This is a genomic window from Metaclostridioides mangenotii (genome assembly GCF_017873185.1).
GTDB lineage: Bacteria > Bacillota > Clostridia > Peptostreptococcales > Peptostreptococcaceae > Metaclostridioides > Metaclostridioides mangenotii.
Genome location: NZ_JAGGJX010000005.1, coordinates 60,360 through 79,129, shown reverse-complemented (window position 1 = coordinate 79,129; position 18,770 = coordinate 60,360). Strand labels below are relative to the sequence as shown.

General features: G+C 32.0%; 19 protein-coding genes. 17 read left to right on the top strand and 2 right to left on the bottom strand.

What is annotated here, in order from left to right; all coding sequences use genetic code 11:
- Nucleotides 1-203: 203 nt before the first annotated feature.
- The 5 genes from J2Z43_RS11100 (at nt 204) to J2Z43_RS11080 (ending at nt 5,098) form a co-directional block, all read left to right on the top strand.
- Nucleotides 204-1,055, top strand: a complete 852-nt coding sequence (locus tag J2Z43_RS11100) for a helix-turn-helix domain-containing protein (protein WP_209457267.1) — start codon at nt 204-206, stop codon at nt 1,053-1,055.
- A 69-nt stretch (nt 1,056-1,124) separates the two neighbouring features.
- Nucleotides 1,125-2,090, top strand: coding sequence for an iron-siderophore ABC transporter substrate-binding protein (locus J2Z43_RS11095; protein ID WP_209457266.1), 966 nt, complete (start codon nt 1,125-1,127; stop codon nt 2,088-2,090).
- Nucleotides 2,091-2,187: 97 nt separating this feature from the next.
- The gene (locus J2Z43_RS11090; protein WP_209457265.1) at nt 2,188-3,258 is read left to right on the top strand and encodes a FecCD family ABC transporter permease; all 1,071 of its coding nucleotides are present in this window, start codon (nt 2,188-2,190) and stop codon (nt 3,256-3,258) included.
- On the top strand, nt 3,258-4,289 hold the full coding sequence (locus J2Z43_RS11085) for a FecCD family ABC transporter permease (RefSeq protein WP_209457264.1): 1,032 nt from the start codon (nt 3,258-3,260) through the stop codon (nt 4,287-4,289). The genes J2Z43_RS11090 and J2Z43_RS11085 overlap by 1 nt, the downstream gene beginning before the upstream one ends.
- Before the next feature lie 20 nt (nt 4,290-4,309).
- Complete coding sequence (locus J2Z43_RS11080; protein WP_209457263.1) at nt 4,310-5,098, top strand: ABC transporter ATP-binding protein; 789 nt, start codon at nt 4,310-4,312, stop codon at nt 5,096-5,098.
- A gap of 279 nt (nt 5,099-5,377) precedes the next feature.
- On the opposite strand, the gene J2Z43_RS11075 is transcribed toward J2Z43_RS11080, so the two are convergent.
- Complete coding sequence (locus J2Z43_RS11075; protein WP_209457262.1) at nt 5,378-5,836, bottom strand: DUF2798 domain-containing protein; 459 nt, start codon at nt 5,834-5,836, stop codon at nt 5,378-5,380.
- Between the two features lie 459 nt (nt 5,837-6,295).
- Here J2Z43_RS11075 and J2Z43_RS11070 point away from each other — a divergent pair, with 459 nt between their 5' ends.
- From J2Z43_RS11070 to J2Z43_RS11055, 4 genes are all read left to right on the top strand, one after another.
- Complete coding sequence (locus tag J2Z43_RS11070) at nt 6,296-6,706, top strand: universal stress protein (protein ID WP_209457261.1); 411 nt, start codon at nt 6,296-6,298, stop codon at nt 6,704-6,706.
- A gap of 198 nt (nt 6,707-6,904) precedes the next feature.
- On the top strand, nt 6,905-7,441 hold the full coding sequence (gene rbr, locus J2Z43_RS11065) for a rubrerythrin (RefSeq protein WP_209457260.1): 537 nt from the start codon (nt 6,905-6,907) through the stop codon (nt 7,439-7,441).
- A 17-nt stretch (nt 7,442-7,458) separates the two neighbouring features.
- Nucleotides 7,459-7,842 (top strand): Fur family transcriptional regulator, encoded by a 384-nt coding sequence (locus J2Z43_RS11060; protein WP_209457259.1) that lies wholly within the window; start codon nt 7,459-7,461, stop codon nt 7,840-7,842.
- A gap of 52 nt (nt 7,843-7,894) precedes the next feature.
- Nucleotides 7,895-8,281, top strand: a complete 387-nt coding sequence (locus J2Z43_RS11055) for a desulfoferrodoxin family protein (RefSeq protein ID WP_027702603.1) — start codon at nt 7,895-7,897, stop codon at nt 8,279-8,281.
- Between the two features lie 146 nt (nt 8,282-8,427).
- On the opposite strand, the gene J2Z43_RS11050 is transcribed toward J2Z43_RS11055, so the two are convergent.
- Nucleotides 8,428-9,531, bottom strand: a complete 1,104-nt coding sequence (locus J2Z43_RS11050) for a DEAD/DEAH box helicase (RefSeq protein ID WP_209457258.1) — start codon at nt 9,529-9,531, stop codon at nt 8,428-8,430.
- Between the two features lie 442 nt (nt 9,532-9,973).
- On the opposite strand from J2Z43_RS11050, the gene nifV reads away from it, so the two are divergent.
- The 8 genes from nifV to J2Z43_RS11010 all read left to right on the top strand — a co-directional run bounded on the left by nifV (nt 9,974) and on the right by J2Z43_RS11010 (nt 18,602).
- Nucleotides 9,974-11,155, top strand: coding sequence for a homocitrate synthase (gene nifV, locus J2Z43_RS11045; RefSeq protein WP_209457257.1), 1,182 nt, complete (start codon nt 9,974-9,976; stop codon nt 11,153-11,155).
- A 2-nt stretch (nt 11,156-11,157) separates the two neighbouring features.
- Nucleotides 11,158-13,092: an aconitate hydratase gene (locus tag J2Z43_RS11040; RefSeq protein WP_209457256.1), complete on the top strand. Its 1,935-nt coding sequence runs from the start codon at nt 11,158-11,160 to the stop codon at nt 13,090-13,092.
- A 65-nt stretch (nt 13,093-13,157) separates the two neighbouring features.
- Complete coding sequence (locus J2Z43_RS11035; RefSeq protein ID WP_209457255.1) at nt 13,158-14,150, top strand: isocitrate/isopropylmalate dehydrogenase family protein; 993 nt, start codon at nt 13,158-13,160, stop codon at nt 14,148-14,150.
- Nucleotides 14,151-14,474: 324 nt separating this feature from the next.
- Complete coding sequence (locus J2Z43_RS11030) at nt 14,475-14,621, top strand: hypothetical protein (RefSeq protein ID WP_209457254.1); 147 nt, start codon at nt 14,475-14,477, stop codon at nt 14,619-14,621.
- A gap of 178 nt (nt 14,622-14,799) precedes the next feature.
- A complete protein-coding gene (locus J2Z43_RS11025) occupies nt 14,800-15,114 on the top strand; it encodes a helix-turn-helix domain-containing protein (RefSeq protein ID WP_209457253.1) in 315 nt (104 codons plus the stop codon).
- 202 nt (nt 15,115-15,316) lie between these two features.
- The gene (locus tag J2Z43_RS11020; protein WP_209457252.1) at nt 15,317-16,171 is read left to right on the top strand and encodes a hypothetical protein; all 855 of its coding nucleotides are present in this window, start codon (nt 15,317-15,319) and stop codon (nt 16,169-16,171) included.
- Between the two features lie 42 nt (nt 16,172-16,213).
- Nucleotides 16,214-17,437: a glycosyltransferase family 4 protein gene (locus J2Z43_RS11015; RefSeq protein WP_209457251.1), complete on the top strand. Its 1,224-nt coding sequence runs from the start codon at nt 16,214-16,216 to the stop codon at nt 17,435-17,437.
- A gap of 238 nt (nt 17,438-17,675) precedes the next feature.
- Nucleotides 17,676-18,602 (top strand): CGNR zinc finger domain-containing protein, encoded by a 927-nt coding sequence (locus tag J2Z43_RS11010; protein WP_209457250.1) that lies wholly within the window; start codon nt 17,676-17,678, stop codon nt 18,600-18,602.
- Nucleotides 18,603-18,770 lie beyond the last annotated feature (168 nt).

Genomic DNA, 18,770 nt, shown 5'->3' with positions numbered 1-18,770 from the left:
AGAGTATTTATATCTAAAAAATGTTACTTTAACACCTTACAAATAAGGTGTTTTTATTTTATACAAAAGTATATGAAAATAATGATTACAAATAGGATTGTCTTGATAATGATTATCGTTATATATATAATGGAATATATATATTTGATATATTTTTAGTCGGTTTATATAGCTAGAAATTTTTAGATTAAAGGAGGGCTAATATGAAAATAAAAGCAGAAGAACTTGTAGAGCATTATATTAAAAATTCTATTCAAATAAAAGGTGTATACCATCATAAAATAGAGCCAGGAATGGCTGGATTAGAACAATCAGCACCTTTTCCTGGTTTTATCTTTCCGATTAGTGGTCAGGCACAGTACCACTTTAACGGTACCTCGTACATAGTTGGTTCGGGAAAAGTAATTCATGGAGGCGCCAATATGAGGCTTGATAAGAGAGTTGTTGGAAATGATAAGTGGGAGTACATTTCTGTACTGTATGATATTAATTCAGCTGATGCTAAAAATGTTTATCTACAAAACATGCATTTTGAGCTAAACATAGGGCAAAGTCCACGTCTTATAGAAATATTGTGGAGAATGTGGAGGACCTTTGATAAAGGAAGCGCTATATCAACCTTTCAGGCAGAAATGTTATTTCGATGTGCATTGGAAGAGGTTTTTGTATGTGGATCTAATAAGGTAGAAGATGCTGCTCGAGGTTTATTTGATAGTGTATCTGCATATATTAGGGATAATTATATGGATTCACTTTCGGTGCGCGGATTGGCTGAGCAGAATAATGTAAATCAGAATAGGCTGTTTTATGTTTTTAATAAATATACGGGTATGGGACCTGGAGACTATCTTATAGAGTATCGCTTAAATCGCGCTAAGGGTTTACTTATTTCGTGTAATGCATCTATAGCTAGTGTATCAGAAAGTGTTGGTTATTCGGACCCACTTTATTTTAGTCGTATTTTTAAAAATAGATATGGGGTTTCTCCAAGCGGATTTAGAAAAGAATTCAGGAATAATCCATATAAGTTTCAGGATACTTGTATTCAAATATAAAATATATTTTGTTAGACTTATCTATAACGTCTATTAAGACAAAATATAGATTTATAGGAGGTAAGTATAATGAAAAAGATTATGGGGCTGTTAGTCTCAATTATAATTGTAACAGGCTTATTGACTGGTTGCTCTGGTAAACTTTCAGAAACAAATGAGGATAACACAGGGAAAAATGTTAGTAATACCGAGGAATCTAAATGGCCTAGAACAATTACTGATTCAGCTGGAAATGAAGTTATTCTTAAAGAGGAGCCTAAAAGAATTGCACTTCTTCATACTATGTATCTGGAGCACTTTTTAGCATTAGGGACACCACCTACAGCATCTGCAGGCTCTACAACAGGGAATACGATGAAGGCTTTGGATGAGTGGGAGACGCTACAAGGATACAGTGAAAAAGCTGATATTATTGATTTAGGTAGTGCTAGAGAAGTAAATATAGAGGCTGTTTTAGAATCTAAACCAGATGTTATTGTCACATTTAAAGGACATACTAATTTAGATAAAATATACGAACAACTGACAGCTATTGCACCAGTGGTTCAAATAGACCACACTTTCTCATGGCAAGATCAAATACTTGCATGCGCTGAAATTGTAGGAAAAGAAAAAGAAGCAGAGGAGTTTGTAACAGAAAATGAATCGATAATTTCTTCATCTAAAGACAAAATAAGCAAATACAGTGATAAGACAGTCGCGCTTTTCCGTACTGATGGTAAATCTTTTATAACGCACGCTAATAAAAGCTACTGTGAAACTTTTGGAATAAGTAAGCCAGATGAATATCCAGATGATTATGAAACATTGTCATTAGAAGCTGTTGCTAAGATGAATCCCGATTATATTATATTTCAAGATTTTGAAGAGACAGCTAAAACATTTGTAAAAGCTCAGGAAAATTCATCTGTTTGGAATAATTTAGACGCTGTTAAAAATGGTAATATTGTTTACTTTGATGATTCGTTAAATACGTTTGGACCCCTTGCAATGAGGTTAACATCTGAAAAGCTAGTAAATATGTTCCAAAAGTAATACATAAGAGTAATATATTAGGATCTAAGTTACAAAAAAAATAGTATATATAAGTCATGTGTAGGCTGTAAAAGGGTAAAAGGAGACGGTTTATCAAATGAAGGAAATTAAAGATTTAGAACAGCCAATTCAAGGGACAAAGAATAGTAAAGAAATTAATAGTGATAAAAATTATAAATTGATGATATTTTGGATGATAGTTTTATTCGGATCTATTTTATTGGTACTGATTATGTTATTTTCGATAACTAAGGGGGCTACAAATATATCCATCGATATTATTTTTGATGCTTTATTCTCATTTGACAGTGATAATTCTATTCATTTAACAATAGTGGACTTGAGGTTACCTCGCGTTATTGCAAGTGCATTAGTGGGTTCAGCTTTTGCTGTTTCAGGAGCTATAATGCAGGGTATGACAAAAAATCCATTGGCGGAGCCCGGTATTATGGGAATCAATGCTGGAGCAGTATTTGCTTTATCAATTTGTTTTGCATTTTATCCTGGTGTTGGTTATTTGGAGATTATAATGCTTTCTTTCTTAGGGGCAGCATTTGGCTTATTACTAGTAAATGGAGTTGTATATATGAGGAGGGGAGGAGCTACTCCCGCGAGATTGGTCTTAGCAGGTGTAGCTATCAATGCGCTTTTAACCTCTCTTAGTCAAGGGGTAGGGCTTACATTTGATGTTGCTCAAAACATGATGTTTTGGACGGTTGGAGGAGTTGCAGGCTCCAATTGGGGCCAGATAAAAATAATGGCACCTTGTATTGTAACAGCTTTATTAGGAGCGGTTATCCTATCACCTCGTATATCTATGCTGAGTCTAGGGGAGGATGTTGCAAAAGGATTAGGTCTAAATGTTGTACTTACTAATGTTATTTGCTCCATTGTCGTACTTATACTTGCAGGAGCATCTGTATCTGTTGTGGGTGCAGTAGGATTTGTAGGTCTTATAATCCCGCATATATCTCGGTTTCTTGTAGGTATTGACTATAGAAGGATAATACCTGCATCGGCAATATTGGGATCAATTTTAATGGTGTTGGCGGATTTATGTGCTCGTATGATCAATCCGCCTTTCGAAACACCTGTAGGGGCGCTTATTTCTTTAATCGGCGTTCCATTTTTCTTATATCTGGCAAATAGGCAAAGGAGTATGAACTAATGGTAAAGCAAAATAGAAATAAAAGATATGATAAAAAAATTGCTTTTCATACCAGCGTAATTATTGGGTTTGCGATTTTACTTCTACTTATTATTGTCATCAGCTTAAATACAGGTTATGTAAAACTTTCACCACTTGATACTTTAAGTACTTTATTTGGAGGAGGAGGAGAGAAGGAAAAGCTAATTTTATTTAGTTTCAGAATGCCTCGTATAGTACTTTCTATGCTTGTTGGTGTTGGATTAGCATTGTCTGGATGCATAATACAAAATATATCAAAGAATGATCTTGCTGATCCAGGGCTGTTAGGTATAAATGCAGGGGCTGGTTTAGTGGTCATCATATATGTTATGTTCTTTGGATCTCAGTCTTTTCTTTCTATATTCACTCTTCCATTTTTATCATTAGTCGGAGCTGGACTAACAGCGATTTTAATTTACTTCCTAGCGTTTAGAAAGAGAAGAAGAAGTTCCTCGTTTAATCTTGTATTAAATGGAGTTGCTGTTCAGGCAGGTATTTCTGCATTGACAACTGTTTTGGTGATTAAATTGGATGAAACTCAGTTTGATTTTGTAGCTTCATGGCAAGCTGGAAGTATATGGGGAAGCAATTGGAAATTTGTATGGGCACTTCTACCTTGGCTTTTATTGTTGATACCATATGTTATGTCTAAATCCAATGTATTAAATATATTGGATTTAGATAATGATGTAGCTAGAGGGCTTGGCGTAAATGTTGAAAAAGAGCGTCGAGGACTACTTGCAGCGTCGGTGGCATTAGCGGCATCAAGTGTTGCAGTGAGTGGTAGTATAAGCTTTGTAGGACTACTAGCACCGCATTTGGCACGAAAGATTGTAGGGCCTAAACACAATATATTGCTTCCTACTTGTGCACTTACTGGTGCTGTATTAGTATCTGGTGCGGATGCGATTGCAAGAGTTTTACTACAACCTACAGAAATCCCAACGGGGATCGCAGTTGCAGTTATTGGAGCTCCGTACCTACTTTATCTACTGATTAAAGGCAAATAACAATGAAAGAGATGATATAGATGTATAGTATTGAAACGAATAATCTTTCTATCGCTTATGATGAAATCACGATAGTTAAAGATTTAAATATAAAAATCCCAAAGGGTGAAATAACTATAATTATCGGCCCAAATGGATGCGGAAAATCTACAGCACTAAAAGCGATAGGACGTATTTTAAAACCAAAGAGTGGCATTGTGCATTTATATGGAGATGATATAACAAGTTTGACTACCAAAGAAGTTTCTAAGAAGATGGCGATTTTACCGCAGTCACCTCAAGCTCCAGGAGGGCTTACTGTCGGAGAGTTAGTGTCATATGGACGATTTCCTTATCAAAAAGGATTTTCAAAATTGGACTTAGAGGATAAAAAAGTAGTTGCATGGGCGCTTAAAGCTACTAAACTTACAGAATTAGAAAACATAATGGTCCATAGTTTGTCGGGAGGTCAGCGCCAAAGAGTGTGGATTGCAATGGCATTGGCACAACAAACTGATTTGATTTTATTAGACGAGCCTACGACATACCTAGATTTATCATATCAACTAGAAGTTTTAAAGCTTTTACATCAGTTGAACAGGGAGGAAGGGTGCACAGTAGCTATGGTTTTACACGATTTAAATCTTGCAGCTAGATTTGCGGATTATATGCTAGCTATCAGAGATGGCGAGATTATTCACCATGGAACGCCCAAAGAAGTTATGACTGAGGAGGTTTTAAAAGAGACTTTTAATATTGATGCTATGATTGCAACAGATCCTCGAACGGGTAAACCTTCATGCATTTCATACGATCTAATAGATGAATAGGAATGAATTAATAAATTATATGAGAGAGATATTGAATAGATATTAAATATATGTGAATATACGATAGATATAAAAGAGTAGAGGTGGTTATGCCTATGAAGTATACAAAGTAACTTCCGGAGTAAAATATGCTATGCTCATAGAGAATTCAATTTATCAATAGAAAATAAAAGCCATAGAAGTCCCTTAGATAAGGAATTTCTATGGCTTTTATTTCTTAGCAAGAATACTCTCAATAAAATCTGTAATTGTGTTAGTTATTTTCATAAGTAAACATTTCTATATTGAAAGGATTTGTCTATCCTGCACTTTAGACAAGAAAAATCTACAAAGAGGACCAACAATAATCAATTGCAGCGGTAATGCAGCTACTACATTTTTAGTAAATGTAGCTATATACAATTGCAGAAAATTATTAGTAAATCCAAATTGCATAATTACTCCGTACATGGACATAAAAGTGACCATTCCTAATACCATACATGTTGAAATAGCAATAACTAAATGAATTTTATTATCCTTTTTTATAGGCAATGAAAAAGCAATTTTTTTAGCAGCACTTGAAACAATTACTATATCGATAAAAAATGCAATTATAAATCCAGGGATAAATCCGATTATTAAATTTTGAACTGTAAGTTGGCTATGTATCAATAGATTGTATGAACTCATCCCCAAAACCATAAAAAAACAAACTATCGTTGTGAAAAACAAACCTTCTTTCTTATTTTGTGGCATTATTACACACTCCTTCTTATTTTTTGAACAATCATCATTCTATCATATAAAAAAAATTTTCATAAGTTTTATTTTCTAAAGTTTATAATTATAAGTTAAATAAAAATATTACAAGGTATTATAAAATAACAATAGAGTAAATATAAACATGTTATAAGACAAAAGGATATTACTAAAAAAAATTATTAGTATCCTTTTTTATATAGAAATAAAAAAATAAAAAATAAATTTACAAAATAGTTGAAATGATAACTATTATTGAATTTATATAGGCAACTTTTTTAAATTATTAAAGTATATTATGGTTTTTATAATTATAATTAAATTAACTGTATTTTGCATATATTGACATCAAAATTCAACTGATATAAAATTAAGATAAGATATACAATAATATAGTTAATATTTAATATAATACTTGTATATATAAAAATAAATTTTGACAGGAGGATGTGTAATATGAATAAAAAGAATGTTTTAGTGCCAATAGATGGAACAGAGAGAAGTATGCATTCCCTGGAATTTATTAAAGGCATATTTGATAAAGACGAAGTTATAATAGAGATTATGAACGTTAAAGAGTTGGTATTCATAGATGGTATATCTTTGGCTGAAGAAATAAAAAATTCTGAAGCCTTGGGAAGAAGAATACTTGATAGAGCCGTAGATATAATGGGTGATTATGAAGTGAAAATTCACTTTACATTTGGATATCCCGGAGAGGAAATTATACGTAAAGCTAAAGAAGATAATTCCGACTATATAGTAATGACAAAATCCACAAAAAAAGGTTTAACTAGAATGATAGGTTCTGTTACAGCTAGTGTGGTAAAACAAGCAAATTGCATAGTAATGATAGTTCCAGAATAAGTGGTACTATTTGTAAAAATTGTATAAAATGTTGAGCAATTGAGAATATTAGACCTTAGGTAGAAACTTCTACTTAAGGTTTTTTATTTAGATATTTTATTTGATTGACAAAATATATATTTTAATATAATATAATATATAAATAGAAATAGTAATGATTACTATTTTTAAATTTAAAATACTAAGGAGGATATTAATATGAATTTAAAAGGAACTAAAACAGAACAAAACTTACTTAATGGATTTGCTGGGGAGTCTCAAGCTAGAGTAAAATACTCATTCTATGCTTCTCAAGCTAGAAAAGAAGGATATAACCAAATAGCTGATATATTTGATGAAACTTCTCACAATGAGAAAGAGCATGCTAAATTATGGTTTAAAGCTCTACGTGATGGTATGCCAGATACAGCTCAAAACTTAAAAGATGCTGCTGAAGGTGAAAATTACGAGTGGACTGATATGTACGTTAAATTTGCTGCTGATGCAAAAGAAGAAGGTTTTGCTAAATTAGCATACTTATTCGAAGCAGTAGGAACTATAGAAAAAGAGCATGAGGAAAGATACCTTAAACTTTTACAAAGCTTAAATGATGGCACAGTATTCAAAAAAGAAAATACTGTAGTTTGGAAATGTCAAAACTGTGGACATATACACGTAGGAACAGAAGCTCCTGGAGTATGCCCTGTATGTGAACATCCACAAGCATTCTTTGAAGTTAAGTCTGAAAACTATTAATAATAATTTTTGAGACTGTGAAATTTTCTAAACAAAGGGATATGATCTTAGAAGCTGTACGCGAAAATGATATACATCCGACAGCTGATTATATCTATGAAAAGCTAAAAAAGGATAATCCAAACTTAAGTTTAGGTACAGTCTATCGAAATTTATCTCAACTTTCAGTAAACGGACTTATAAATAAAGTAAGTTTTCCTGGAGAGCCAGATAGATTTGATGCTATTCTAAGCAAACACTATCATTTTAAATGTAACGTATGTGGGAAAGTACTAGATATAGAATCAGATATTTTATTAAATTTAAATGATTGCATAGCTAGGGAAAAGGGTATAAACATAACATCAAGCAATATAAGCTTTAGAGGCATTTGCTTTGATTGTGAAAACAAAGAAACTTAAACCAGGGAAAACCAAAAAATATAAAATAGAAAGAATACTGGAGGAATTAATTATGAACCAAACGCCAAAATTTTATTTTTGTGAAGCTTGTGGAAATATAGTAGAGATGATAGAAGATTCAGGAATAGAGCTAGTATGTTGTGGGGACTACATGCAAGAACTAGTTCCTAATACTACTGACGCAGCTAATGAAAAACACGTTCCTGTAATCGAAGTAAATGGAAATACTGTTAAAGTAACTGTAGGAAGTACAATACATCCAATGGGTGATGATCACCATATAGCTTGGATAGTACTTTACACAGAAAAAGGATGTCAACGTAAATACTTAGATCATAACGGAGAGCCAGTAGCTACTTTTGAATTGGCTGACGGAGATAAGGCTGTAAGTGCTTACGAATACTGTAATATACATGGTTTATGGAAAGCTGATGTTTAGGGTTTAATTTACTAGTAAAAATTAATCAAATTATATAAAGTAAAAAAGGTTGTCTCGATATCGAGACAACCTTTTTTACTTTATATAATTTGAATAATCTTAATTATATTCAGAACTATCTATAAAAATATAATTAAGATTATAATTTAAACATCTCTTCTAGATATTTTAAATCCAAGTCTTTTTTCAATCTCATCCAACATATTATTGTTTTTTGGTGAAATAAAAGTACAAGTATATCCCTTTTCACCAGATCTTCCAGTTCTACCCATACGGTGGATATAGTCCTCATAGTGCTCTGGTATATCGTAGTTGTATATCGAGTCAACTCCACCAATATCTAAACCTCTAGATGCAACATCGGTAGCTATTAAATACTGTATCTTTAAATCTCTAAAAGATTTCATAGTTCTTTCTCTTTTTGCCTGACTTATATCGCTGTGGATTTTATCGCAATTAAAACCTCTTTGCTTAAGTTCTGCATCCAATTTATCGACCCTTCTTTTAGTTCTACAAAATATTATTGACAGAAACGGACTATCTTCTTTCAAAGTTGTTACTAGGGCATCGAGTTTTCTTCTGTCTGTAGTCTCGACAATATCCTGTTTTATATTTGGTAGAACTTCAGTTGATGTGTCTATAGATATTATTTCAGGATCTAGCATATACCTGTACATTAGTTTCTTAACTTGTGAATCTATAGTAGCCGAAAAACATAAGTTTTGCTTTTTCTTAGGAGTCTCTTTCATTATTGCTTCTATCTCATTTTTAAAACCAATGAACAACATTTGATCTGCTTCATCTAATACAAACATTTTTAGTTTGCTAAGATCAATAGTTTTTCTATTTATATGGTCTAAAAGACGACCAGGAGTGGCTATAACGAGCTGAACACTTCCTTTAAGCTTATTGATCTGAGATGAAATATCTTTTCCGCCGTATGCAGCAAGGATATTAACATCTTTAGCTTTGCTCAATTTTTTAGCTTCTTCAGTTATTTGCAGTGCAAGTTCTCTTGTAGGTGTAAGGATAAGTGCTTGTACATCTTTGTTGTCTGTTGATATTTTTTCGAATATAGGTAATAGGAATGCCAAAGTTTTACCAGTCCCTGTTTTTGCTTGAGCTATAATATCTCTTCCGTACATTATAGGTAATATACTCTTCTCTTGTACTGGAGTAGGAGATTCTATTCCGTTTTGGTTTAAAACATCTATCATATTATTGCTAATTTTCAAATCTTTAAAGTTCATTAAATTACCCCGCAATTTTATTTATAATTTATAGCTATATAATGATATCATACATGTTGACCTATATCAATATTATTGCTTTTTATAGGAAAATGATGCTTGCTATATCAAATATTTCAAAAAAACTATTTTAACAAGTGAAAATAGTGTTAAATAGTGGTTAAATAATCAAGGTTTAATTTAAAAAATTAGTAAAAACACCCAAATAATATAAATAAATATACATTTATGAGCTTAAATAAAACAAAAACTTTATTAAAAAAGAAGTTTAATTTTTAGGCAAAAAGGTAGTGCATTTTCGTTAATTAAATTATATAATAGAATAAATAAATGAAAGATTTAAAAAACAACTTGCAAAATTTCGTGAAATGAACAAATTAAAAATGAATATTCAAAAGAAAGCCGATAAAAAAGAAAAATTAAAAAATTAGGGGGTTATAATATGAGCTTAATAGAAAAAGATAATGGGAGAAAAATTAAAATAGTTGATACTACATTAAGAGATGGAGAGCAAACTGCAGGAGTAGTATTTGCAAACAGAGAGAAGATAATGATAGCAGAAATGCTTAGTGATTTAGGTATTGATCAGTTAGAAGTTGGAATACCTACTATGGGTGGAGATGAGCTTAAAGCAATAAAAGATATATGCAATAGAAATTTGAAATCTAGCATAATGGCTTGGAATAGAGCGGTTATATCTGATATAGAAAAATCTATAGAGTGTGGTGTTGATTCAGTTGCTATATCAATATCTGTATCTGACATACATATAGAAAATAAACTTAGAACTTCAAGGGGCTGGGTCTTAGAAAACATGGCTAAGAGTGTTGAGTTTGCTAAGAAAAATGGACTTTATGTCTCAGTAAATGGAGAAGATGCGTCTAGAGCTGATTTAGATTTTTTAACTGAGTTTATAGAGGTTGGTAAACAAGCTGGTGCAGATAGATTTAGATATTGTGATACTGTAGGAATAATGAATCCTCAGGAAATTGCAAGAAGTATTAAAACACTTTACGATAGAACTAATTTTGATATAGAAATGCACACACATAATGATTTTGGAATGGCTACTGCAAATGCACTTGCTGGAGTAGAAGCAGGAGCAAATTATGTTGGAGTAACAGTTAATGGTTTAGGCGAGAGAGCAGGAAATGCAGCTTTAGAAGAAGTTATAATGGGACTTAAATATCTATATGGATACAGCGCTGACAATATAGATACTACTAAGTTCAAAGGTATATGTGAATATGTTTCGCAAGCTTCAAACAGACAACTTCCAATATGGAAGCCGGTTGTAGGGGAAAATATGTTTATTCACGAATCAGGTATACATGCTGACGGTGCTCTTAAAGATCCACATAACTATGAAGCTTTCGATCCAAAAGAAGTTGCATTAGAGAGAAAGATAGTAATTGGAAAGCACTCTGGAAGAGCTTCTATAGTTAATAAATTAAATGAATACGATATACATGTATCTCCAGAACTTGCAGGAAAAATATTAGAAGCAGTTAGAGCTACATCAATAAGATTAAAGAGAAGTCTAATGGACAAAGAAATAATACATCTGTACTGTGATGTAATTGCTAAAGAAGAGACAATCAGTACAGAAGTTGTGGGAGGTTAAGAATGGGAACGAATTTAGTTTATAAAATACTTAAGAAACATTTAGTTGAAGGAGAACTTGTAGCAGGAAACTCTATAGGTATTAAAATAGATCAGACACTTACACAGGACTCGACAGGTACTATGGCTTACTTACAATTAGAAGCTATGGGAATAGACAGAGTTAAGACAAAGAGAAGTGTTGCGTTTGTAGATCACAATATGTTGCAACAAGGGTTTGAAAATGCGGATGACCACAAGTATATACAAACTGTAGCAGAAAAATACGGAGTGTTATTTTCAAAACCTGGAAATGGAATCTGTCACCAGGTATTTCTAGAGAGATTCTCAACTCCAGGGGATACACTTTTAGGATCGGACAGCCACACGCCTACAGCTGGCGGTGTGGGAATGCTTGCAATGGGAGCTGGAGGATTAGATGTTGCGATAGCTATGGCTGGTGGAACATACTATATAAAAGCTCCAATAGTCTGTAAGGTCAACCTAATTGGAAAGTTAAATCCTATGGTTTCATCTAAAGATATCATACTTGAAGTTCTTAGAAGAGAAACTGTAAAAGGTGGAGTTGGAAAAGTTTATGAATACGGTGGAGAAGGTCTTAAGTACCTTTCAGTGCCTCAAAGAGCTACAGTTACAAATATGGGAGCTGAACTTGGAGCAACCACATCGATATTCCCAAGTGATGATAAGACAAGAGACTTTTTCGCAAGTCAAAATAGAGTTGATGAATGGTTGGAATTAAAGGCTGATGAAGATGCTACTTACGATCAAGAGATTACTATAAATCTATCTGAATTAAAGCCTCTTGCAGCGAAACCACACAGCCCTGACAATGTTGATGAGATATCAAATATAGGTGAAATAAAAGTGGATCAAGTTGCAATAGGAAGTTGTACAAATTCATCATTCGAAGATTTGATGAAGGTGGCACAAGTCTTAAAGGGAAGAAAAGTTCACAAAAATGTGAGTTTAGTTATAGCTCCAGGTTCGAGACAAGTTATGGAAATGATTGCTAGAAATGGAGCACTAGGCGATATTATAAGTGCTGGAGGAAGAATTTTAGAAAACTCTTGTGGACCGTGTATAGGAATGGGTCAATCTCCAGGAACTGATGCTGTATCTCTTAGAACATTTAACCGTAACTTCTATGGAAGAAGTGGAACTCTTAGTGCTGATGTTTACTTAGTTAGCCCAGAAACAGCGGCTGTTAGTGCTGTAGAAGGAGTATTAACTGATCCATCAAAATACGATATCAAATTTGAAAACTTAACTGTAGATGCCTTTTTAATAGATGATAGCATGATAATTAATCCATCAGAAGATGGAAATGAGGTTGAAGTTGTAAGAGGACCTAATATAAAGCCTTTCCCTGTTAGCAAAGAGCTTGAGGAAAGTATAGCTGGAAGTGTAGTGCTTAAAGTTGAAGATAATATAACTACAGATCATATAATGCCTTCAAATGCCAAATTACTTCCTTTTAGAAGTAATATTCCATACCTAGCAAACTTCTGCTTTAATACTGTGGATGAGTTTTTCCCAGATAGAGCTAAAGAAAACAATGGAGGATTTATAATTGGCGGCGATAACTACGGTCAAGGATCTAGTAGAGAACATGCTGCACTTGCACCGCTTTACTTAGGGGTTAAAGGTGTACTTGTTAAGAGTTTTGCGAGAATTCACAAAGCAAATCTTATAAACAGTGGTATAGTTCCGATGGAATTTATAGATGAGGCTGATTACAATAAAATAAACTTATTAGACAAATTAGAGTTTCCTAATATTTTAGATAAATTAGAAACTGGAAGTATAGAGATAAGTAATGTAACTACTGGTCAAAAAATACTTGTTAGAGTAGAACTTTCAGAAAAAGAGATAGAGGTACTAAAAGCTGGTGGAAAATTAAACTACACTAAAAACGAAACAGCAGCTGCTAAATAGATTGCTTTTACAACAAGACAATTATTAGAAATACAGTCGTTAAAAAATTAATTGGAGGTACTGAGATGTACAAAGTTACTTTAATTCCTGGAGATGGAATAGGGCCAGAAGTTTCAGATGCTATGGTAAAAGTAGTAAAAGCTGCTGGAGTAGATATAGAGTGGGAAAGAGTTGAAACAGGAGAAGCAGTTATGGAAGAATACGGTACTCCGCTTCCCGATTATGTAATAGACAGCATTAAAAAGAATAAAATAGCTATTAAAGGTCCGATAACTACACCTATAGGTAAGGGCTTTAGAAGTGTAAATGTTACGCTGAGACAAGCTTTAGATTTGTATGTGAATTTAAGACCAATTAAGAGTTTTAAAGGGATTAAATCGAGATATGAAGATGTAGATTTAGTTGTTGTAAGAGAAAATACAGAAGATCTTTATGCAGGAATAGAGCATAAAATAGGTGACTACGGAGCAGAAAGTATAAAACTGATCACTAGACCTGCATGTGAGAGAATTGTTGACTTTGCTTGTAACTATGTCAAAGAAAACAACAGAAAAAAACTTACGGCTATACACAAAGCCAACATAATGAAATTATCAGATGGACTGTTTCTAGAAGTATCTAGAGAAGTTTCAGAGAAACACGGTATAGATTTTGATGATTTAATAGTCGATGCAGCAGCTATGAACTTGGTTTTAAATCCTGAAAAGTACGATGTTATGGTAATGCCGAACCTTTATGGAGATATACTTTCTGATTTAGGAGCAGGGCTTGTTGGAGGGCTTGGAATAATACCAAGTGCAAATATAGGTAAAGATGTAGCTATATTTGAAGCAGTTCATGGAAGTGCTCCTCAAATAGCTGGACAAAATAAAGCTAATCCAACTGCAATAATACAATCAGCTGTAATGATGCTTAGACATTTAGGAGAGCAGGAGAAGGCTTCAAAAATTGAGAGTGCATTAGAGCAAGTATTTTTAAAAGGTGAAAATTTAACTGTGGATTTAGGCGGTAGTGCTTCTACTACTGCGTTCACAGACGAAGTATGTAAGTATTTATAAGTGTTTTGATTTATCATCCCAAAAAGCCATTGTAAGGTATTGTGACGAGTAGATTAAATTGCTTAGAGTTTATTAGGAGCGTCTTTTAGGTGATATGTTATCAGCCAGAAGGCGCTCTATTTTGCTTTAGATAAATTAATGATAATAGGAGAGGATACTATGAGCGTTAAAAAATTAAGGCTTTAAATTTAAATACAATAGTGATGCAAGAGAATATGGAAGAGATTTGGGAGTCATTCTCTATGCAGGCTGAAAATTTCGAAAATGATAATATTAGTTTTTCTAAGAAGGAATACTTAGACTATACAGTAAAATGTATGTATCTTGGCTCCTACATCTAAAAATTCAAAGGATATACCTGAAAAATACAGGGTAGAGTGTATTATATCTGTAGGATACCCCGGTGAAGTAAGAAAAAGATATGAAGATTCGGATCTAAAATTTGAAAAAATTCACTTTAATAAGTTATAGAAGTGTAATTTATGACAATCCTTATAAGAGATGTTGGTAAAAATTCAATCAACTTGTAAGAATATAAAAGAATTTAACTATATATTTATATAGTTATTTAGAAGGTTTTAAAGCTCCTCAATAGAAGTTATTGTCTATGATTGATACATAACGTAAGAAACGAAATGAGGAGGTTAAAATGGCTATTTTTAAAACTAAAGAAAAGAAGGATTGGAAACAAGATTATATTAAAGACTTTAATCAGATGAAGGAATTATATGAAGAGAAATTAAAAACTAAACAAGAGGAAATAGATACGTTAAGGTCTGAAATCGAGAAATTTAAAGATCATAGAAACTATCTTAAGCCTAAAGAAAAGCAGATAAAAGATTCGGATATAGATGTGATTAAAGATTTAAGACAAAATGGAATGAGCTATAGAGAAATTTCACATGTAACCAATTGGAGTAAGGCGACAGTGAGTAGAGTCTTAAATGGGATGTACGATGAATAAAATAGCAATTAATGAGTAGGGATATCAAAAGTTATCTAATAACTAATGGTATCCCTACTGTTTTTATAAATACCTTTTATTCTTGATAATTAAAGCTTAATACAATATAATTTTAAATTAGCAGGTAAAATATATTTTTATATGAATATGTGTATAAATAAATAGATAAAACTCTTTTAATATACAACTATAGGAGGGCTCTATGGGGTTAATAATTAAGAACTATTGCTTATTTTGTAATCAAGGATCCTCTGAATACAATGAAGATGTAGTAGGGATAACACCGTCTGGAGCTTGGGTTTTAGATGGTGCGACAGGATTAAATGGAAGGAATTTAGTTTCTGAAAATAGCGATGCAAGATGGTATGTACAATGGTGGAATGAATTTTTATACAAAAATATATCCAATAGTACTACTCTAAAGCGTATTATAGAAAAGGGCATTGAAGAAATAAATATTGAATACAAAAATAGGCTAAGTGGAGCTACAGTAGACAAACTAGATTTACCATCAAGTTCAATTGCAATAGTTAAATTTCACGAAGATAAAATAGAGTATCTAATGTTAGGTGACTGTTCTCTATTTATGAGGAATGGTGAAAATAGTATAATAAAAGATAATACAGTATGTGAATTTGATAATCTGGTATATGATAAAATGATAGATATAGTTAAAACTAGCAATAAGCCATTTAAAGAAGTTAGGGATAGAGTTCAGGATATAATAATTTCTAACAGGCTTAAAAAGAATACAGAGGGTGGATATTGGATACTTGATTTTGATAAAGACGCTATTCCAAACTCGCTACATGGTTACTTAGATATAAAAGAAAACTCATCTTTTATGTTGGCAAGTGATGGATTTACATGTGCTTGTGAAAGGTATGGTATTATTCGAGAAGAAGAAATTTTAGAAGTCGCAGAAAAATATGGTATAGAACACATATACAGCCTAATCAGAAAATTTGAAGAAGAGGATTCAAATGCTATGAAAATACCAAGGTTTAAGATTAAAGACGACTCATCTTGTGTTTACTTTAATTTAGATAGAGAATAAAGGTAAACATGGAGATTTTTGAATAAGAATGGAGGTATTATTTTGAACATTCTCCATATAATAACACAAAAACCAAATAGTACAGGTAGCGGTGTATACTTGTCTGGAATAGTAAATGAATTTGAAAAAATGGGATATAAACAAGCTGTTATCGCTGGGATTGATGTTGATGATAATAAGAATTGTTTTGATGAAAATATTGATTTCTATCCCGTTATTTTTAACAGATATCCTCTTAACTTCTCGGTAGTAGGCATGAGCGATTCAATGCCGTATAAAAGCACTAGATATAGGGATTTAGATAGGCTTCAAGTAGAGACTGTAAAGAGTGAATTTAAGAAAAATATTGATATAGCGATAGAAAGATTAAAACCGGATATTGTGATTTGCCATCATTTGTATTTGCTTACTTCATTTGTGAGGAGTTTAATTAAAGATATAAAAGTAGTGTCAATATGTCATGGAACTTGTCTTAGACAGTTTAAAACAATAGATTTTGAGAGAGAGATGATTTTAGAGGGAATAAGAGGATTAGATTTAATTTTCGCACTTCACGATGAGCAGAAAAGTGATATAATTAATACCTTTTCTGTAGATGAAAATAAAGTGATTGTCATTGGTAGTGGATATAACGATAAGATATTTTACGACAAAAATTTCCTTACACATAATGAAAAGATAAATATAAGTTACGCGGGAAAAATTTGTGAGTCAAAGGGATTAAAGTCTCTAATAAATTCATTGGATTTGTTAAATTACCCGGAGGACTTCATAGAGATAAACTTTGCTGGTATAGGAAGCGATGCAAAGACATACAATGAAATACTTGATATGGCAATAAAATGTAAATACAAAGTAAATTTTGTTGGTAAATTGAATCAATATGATTTAGCAGAGTTATTTAATAGATCGCAGTTGTTTATACTTCCGTCGTTTTATGAGGGATTGCCGATAGTAGTTCTTGAAGCATTAGCATGTGGTGACGATGTGATTTTGACGAATATATTTGGTGTTAAAGAATGGTTGGGAGATACTATTAACAATACTAAAAAAATAGATTACGTAGAGCTTCCAGCTATGGTAGGCCAAGGAATTCCAAAAAAAGATGAGGTTTTAGATTTTGAAAAGAGGCTAGCTAAATGTATATCGAGTAGAATAGATTTGATATCACATCGCGATAAAAAGGACGAGTTTTCTATGAGGGACAAAACATGGGATGCTTTGGCTGTTAGAATAGAAAAGATATTGGATGGCTTAATAATATAAAAAAATTAACTATTACATAATACCTGCAATAATAAATTTAAATATTGCGGGTATTTTTTATATAAAGCTTCTGAGTGATTGTAAATTTAATTAAAAAATCAGGAAGAAAACAGTGAAGTAAAAGCATGTAGAATTAATAAAAATAATATTTGATAAGCAATTAATATAAACTCTTGCAATTATAAAAATGTAATAGTATAATTAAAAAAGATATTACTAAAGTTTGGAGGTAATTATAATGAGTAAAAAATTAGGACTTGTAGGTAATTTTGCAAGTGAATGGATCAGATACAGTGATTATGAATATAGAGAAAATGAAACTGGAGAATTATATATAGTACCTACAGAAGAAGCAACATTTGAACTTTTTAATCCTTTTGATGTCGCCGACGTCATAGTAGTCGATATACTACAAATAGGAGAATACGCTATTTTAGGGGAAAAAACAGAAGAAAAAGAAAATAATTTAAAGCAAATGATACTTGAATTTTGTGAAAAATACGGACTTTTAGGATTAGTTTATTCTAGTGTTTACAATAGAAATATAGTAGATGAAGACAAAGTATTAATGGTAGAAAAAAATTATATAACTAAGGAAAGTCTATTAGACGCTACTGAATATATAAATAAGTTTATACCGTTTATTGAAGATGAAGATCTGTACTTTAGGAAATTTAAGCGCGGAGTAGACGTAAAGAAAAGAGAAGATTCTCCTAAGTTTTTTGGAAAGAGACCACTTATTTTAGATGTTGTATTCTCAAAATTTTATGCAGAGAGATACGATTGGATACTGAGCTTTGCAAAAGATATTGCAAGGCACTTCAGACAAGTACTAGTATTTAGAAATTCGTCAAACCACTTAACTGATGCAGTAACAATTATATCTGGAGGATTTAATCCGCAGAAGATAGGATTTACAATTTCTTATCTTGATAAGGCAAATATTGCTTGGGAGTTTGATTCTTTAAAAAATACTATAGAAATGATATACGCTTTTGCAATAACAGGAGACACTTCACATTTAAATAAATGTAAGTACTGCGGTAAAATATATATTCCTACAAATGCAAAGTCATTGTACTGTTCTCCATCATGTAGAAATTGTGCTAATGTAAATAATAGTCGTAAAAGAAAAAGTTTAGAAGCAAATAGATCTAAAAAGTAGAAATCTTGGAATTGATTAAATTAATAAAAAGTTTAGAAATAAATAAACTTATTAAGTGAAAAATTTTGAAAAGGGGATCCACATGCAATTAGTTAATTTGCGTGTAGATCCCCTTTATTATTATTTTAGAGAATTATTTAAATTATAATTAAATGTATTGACAAAAAT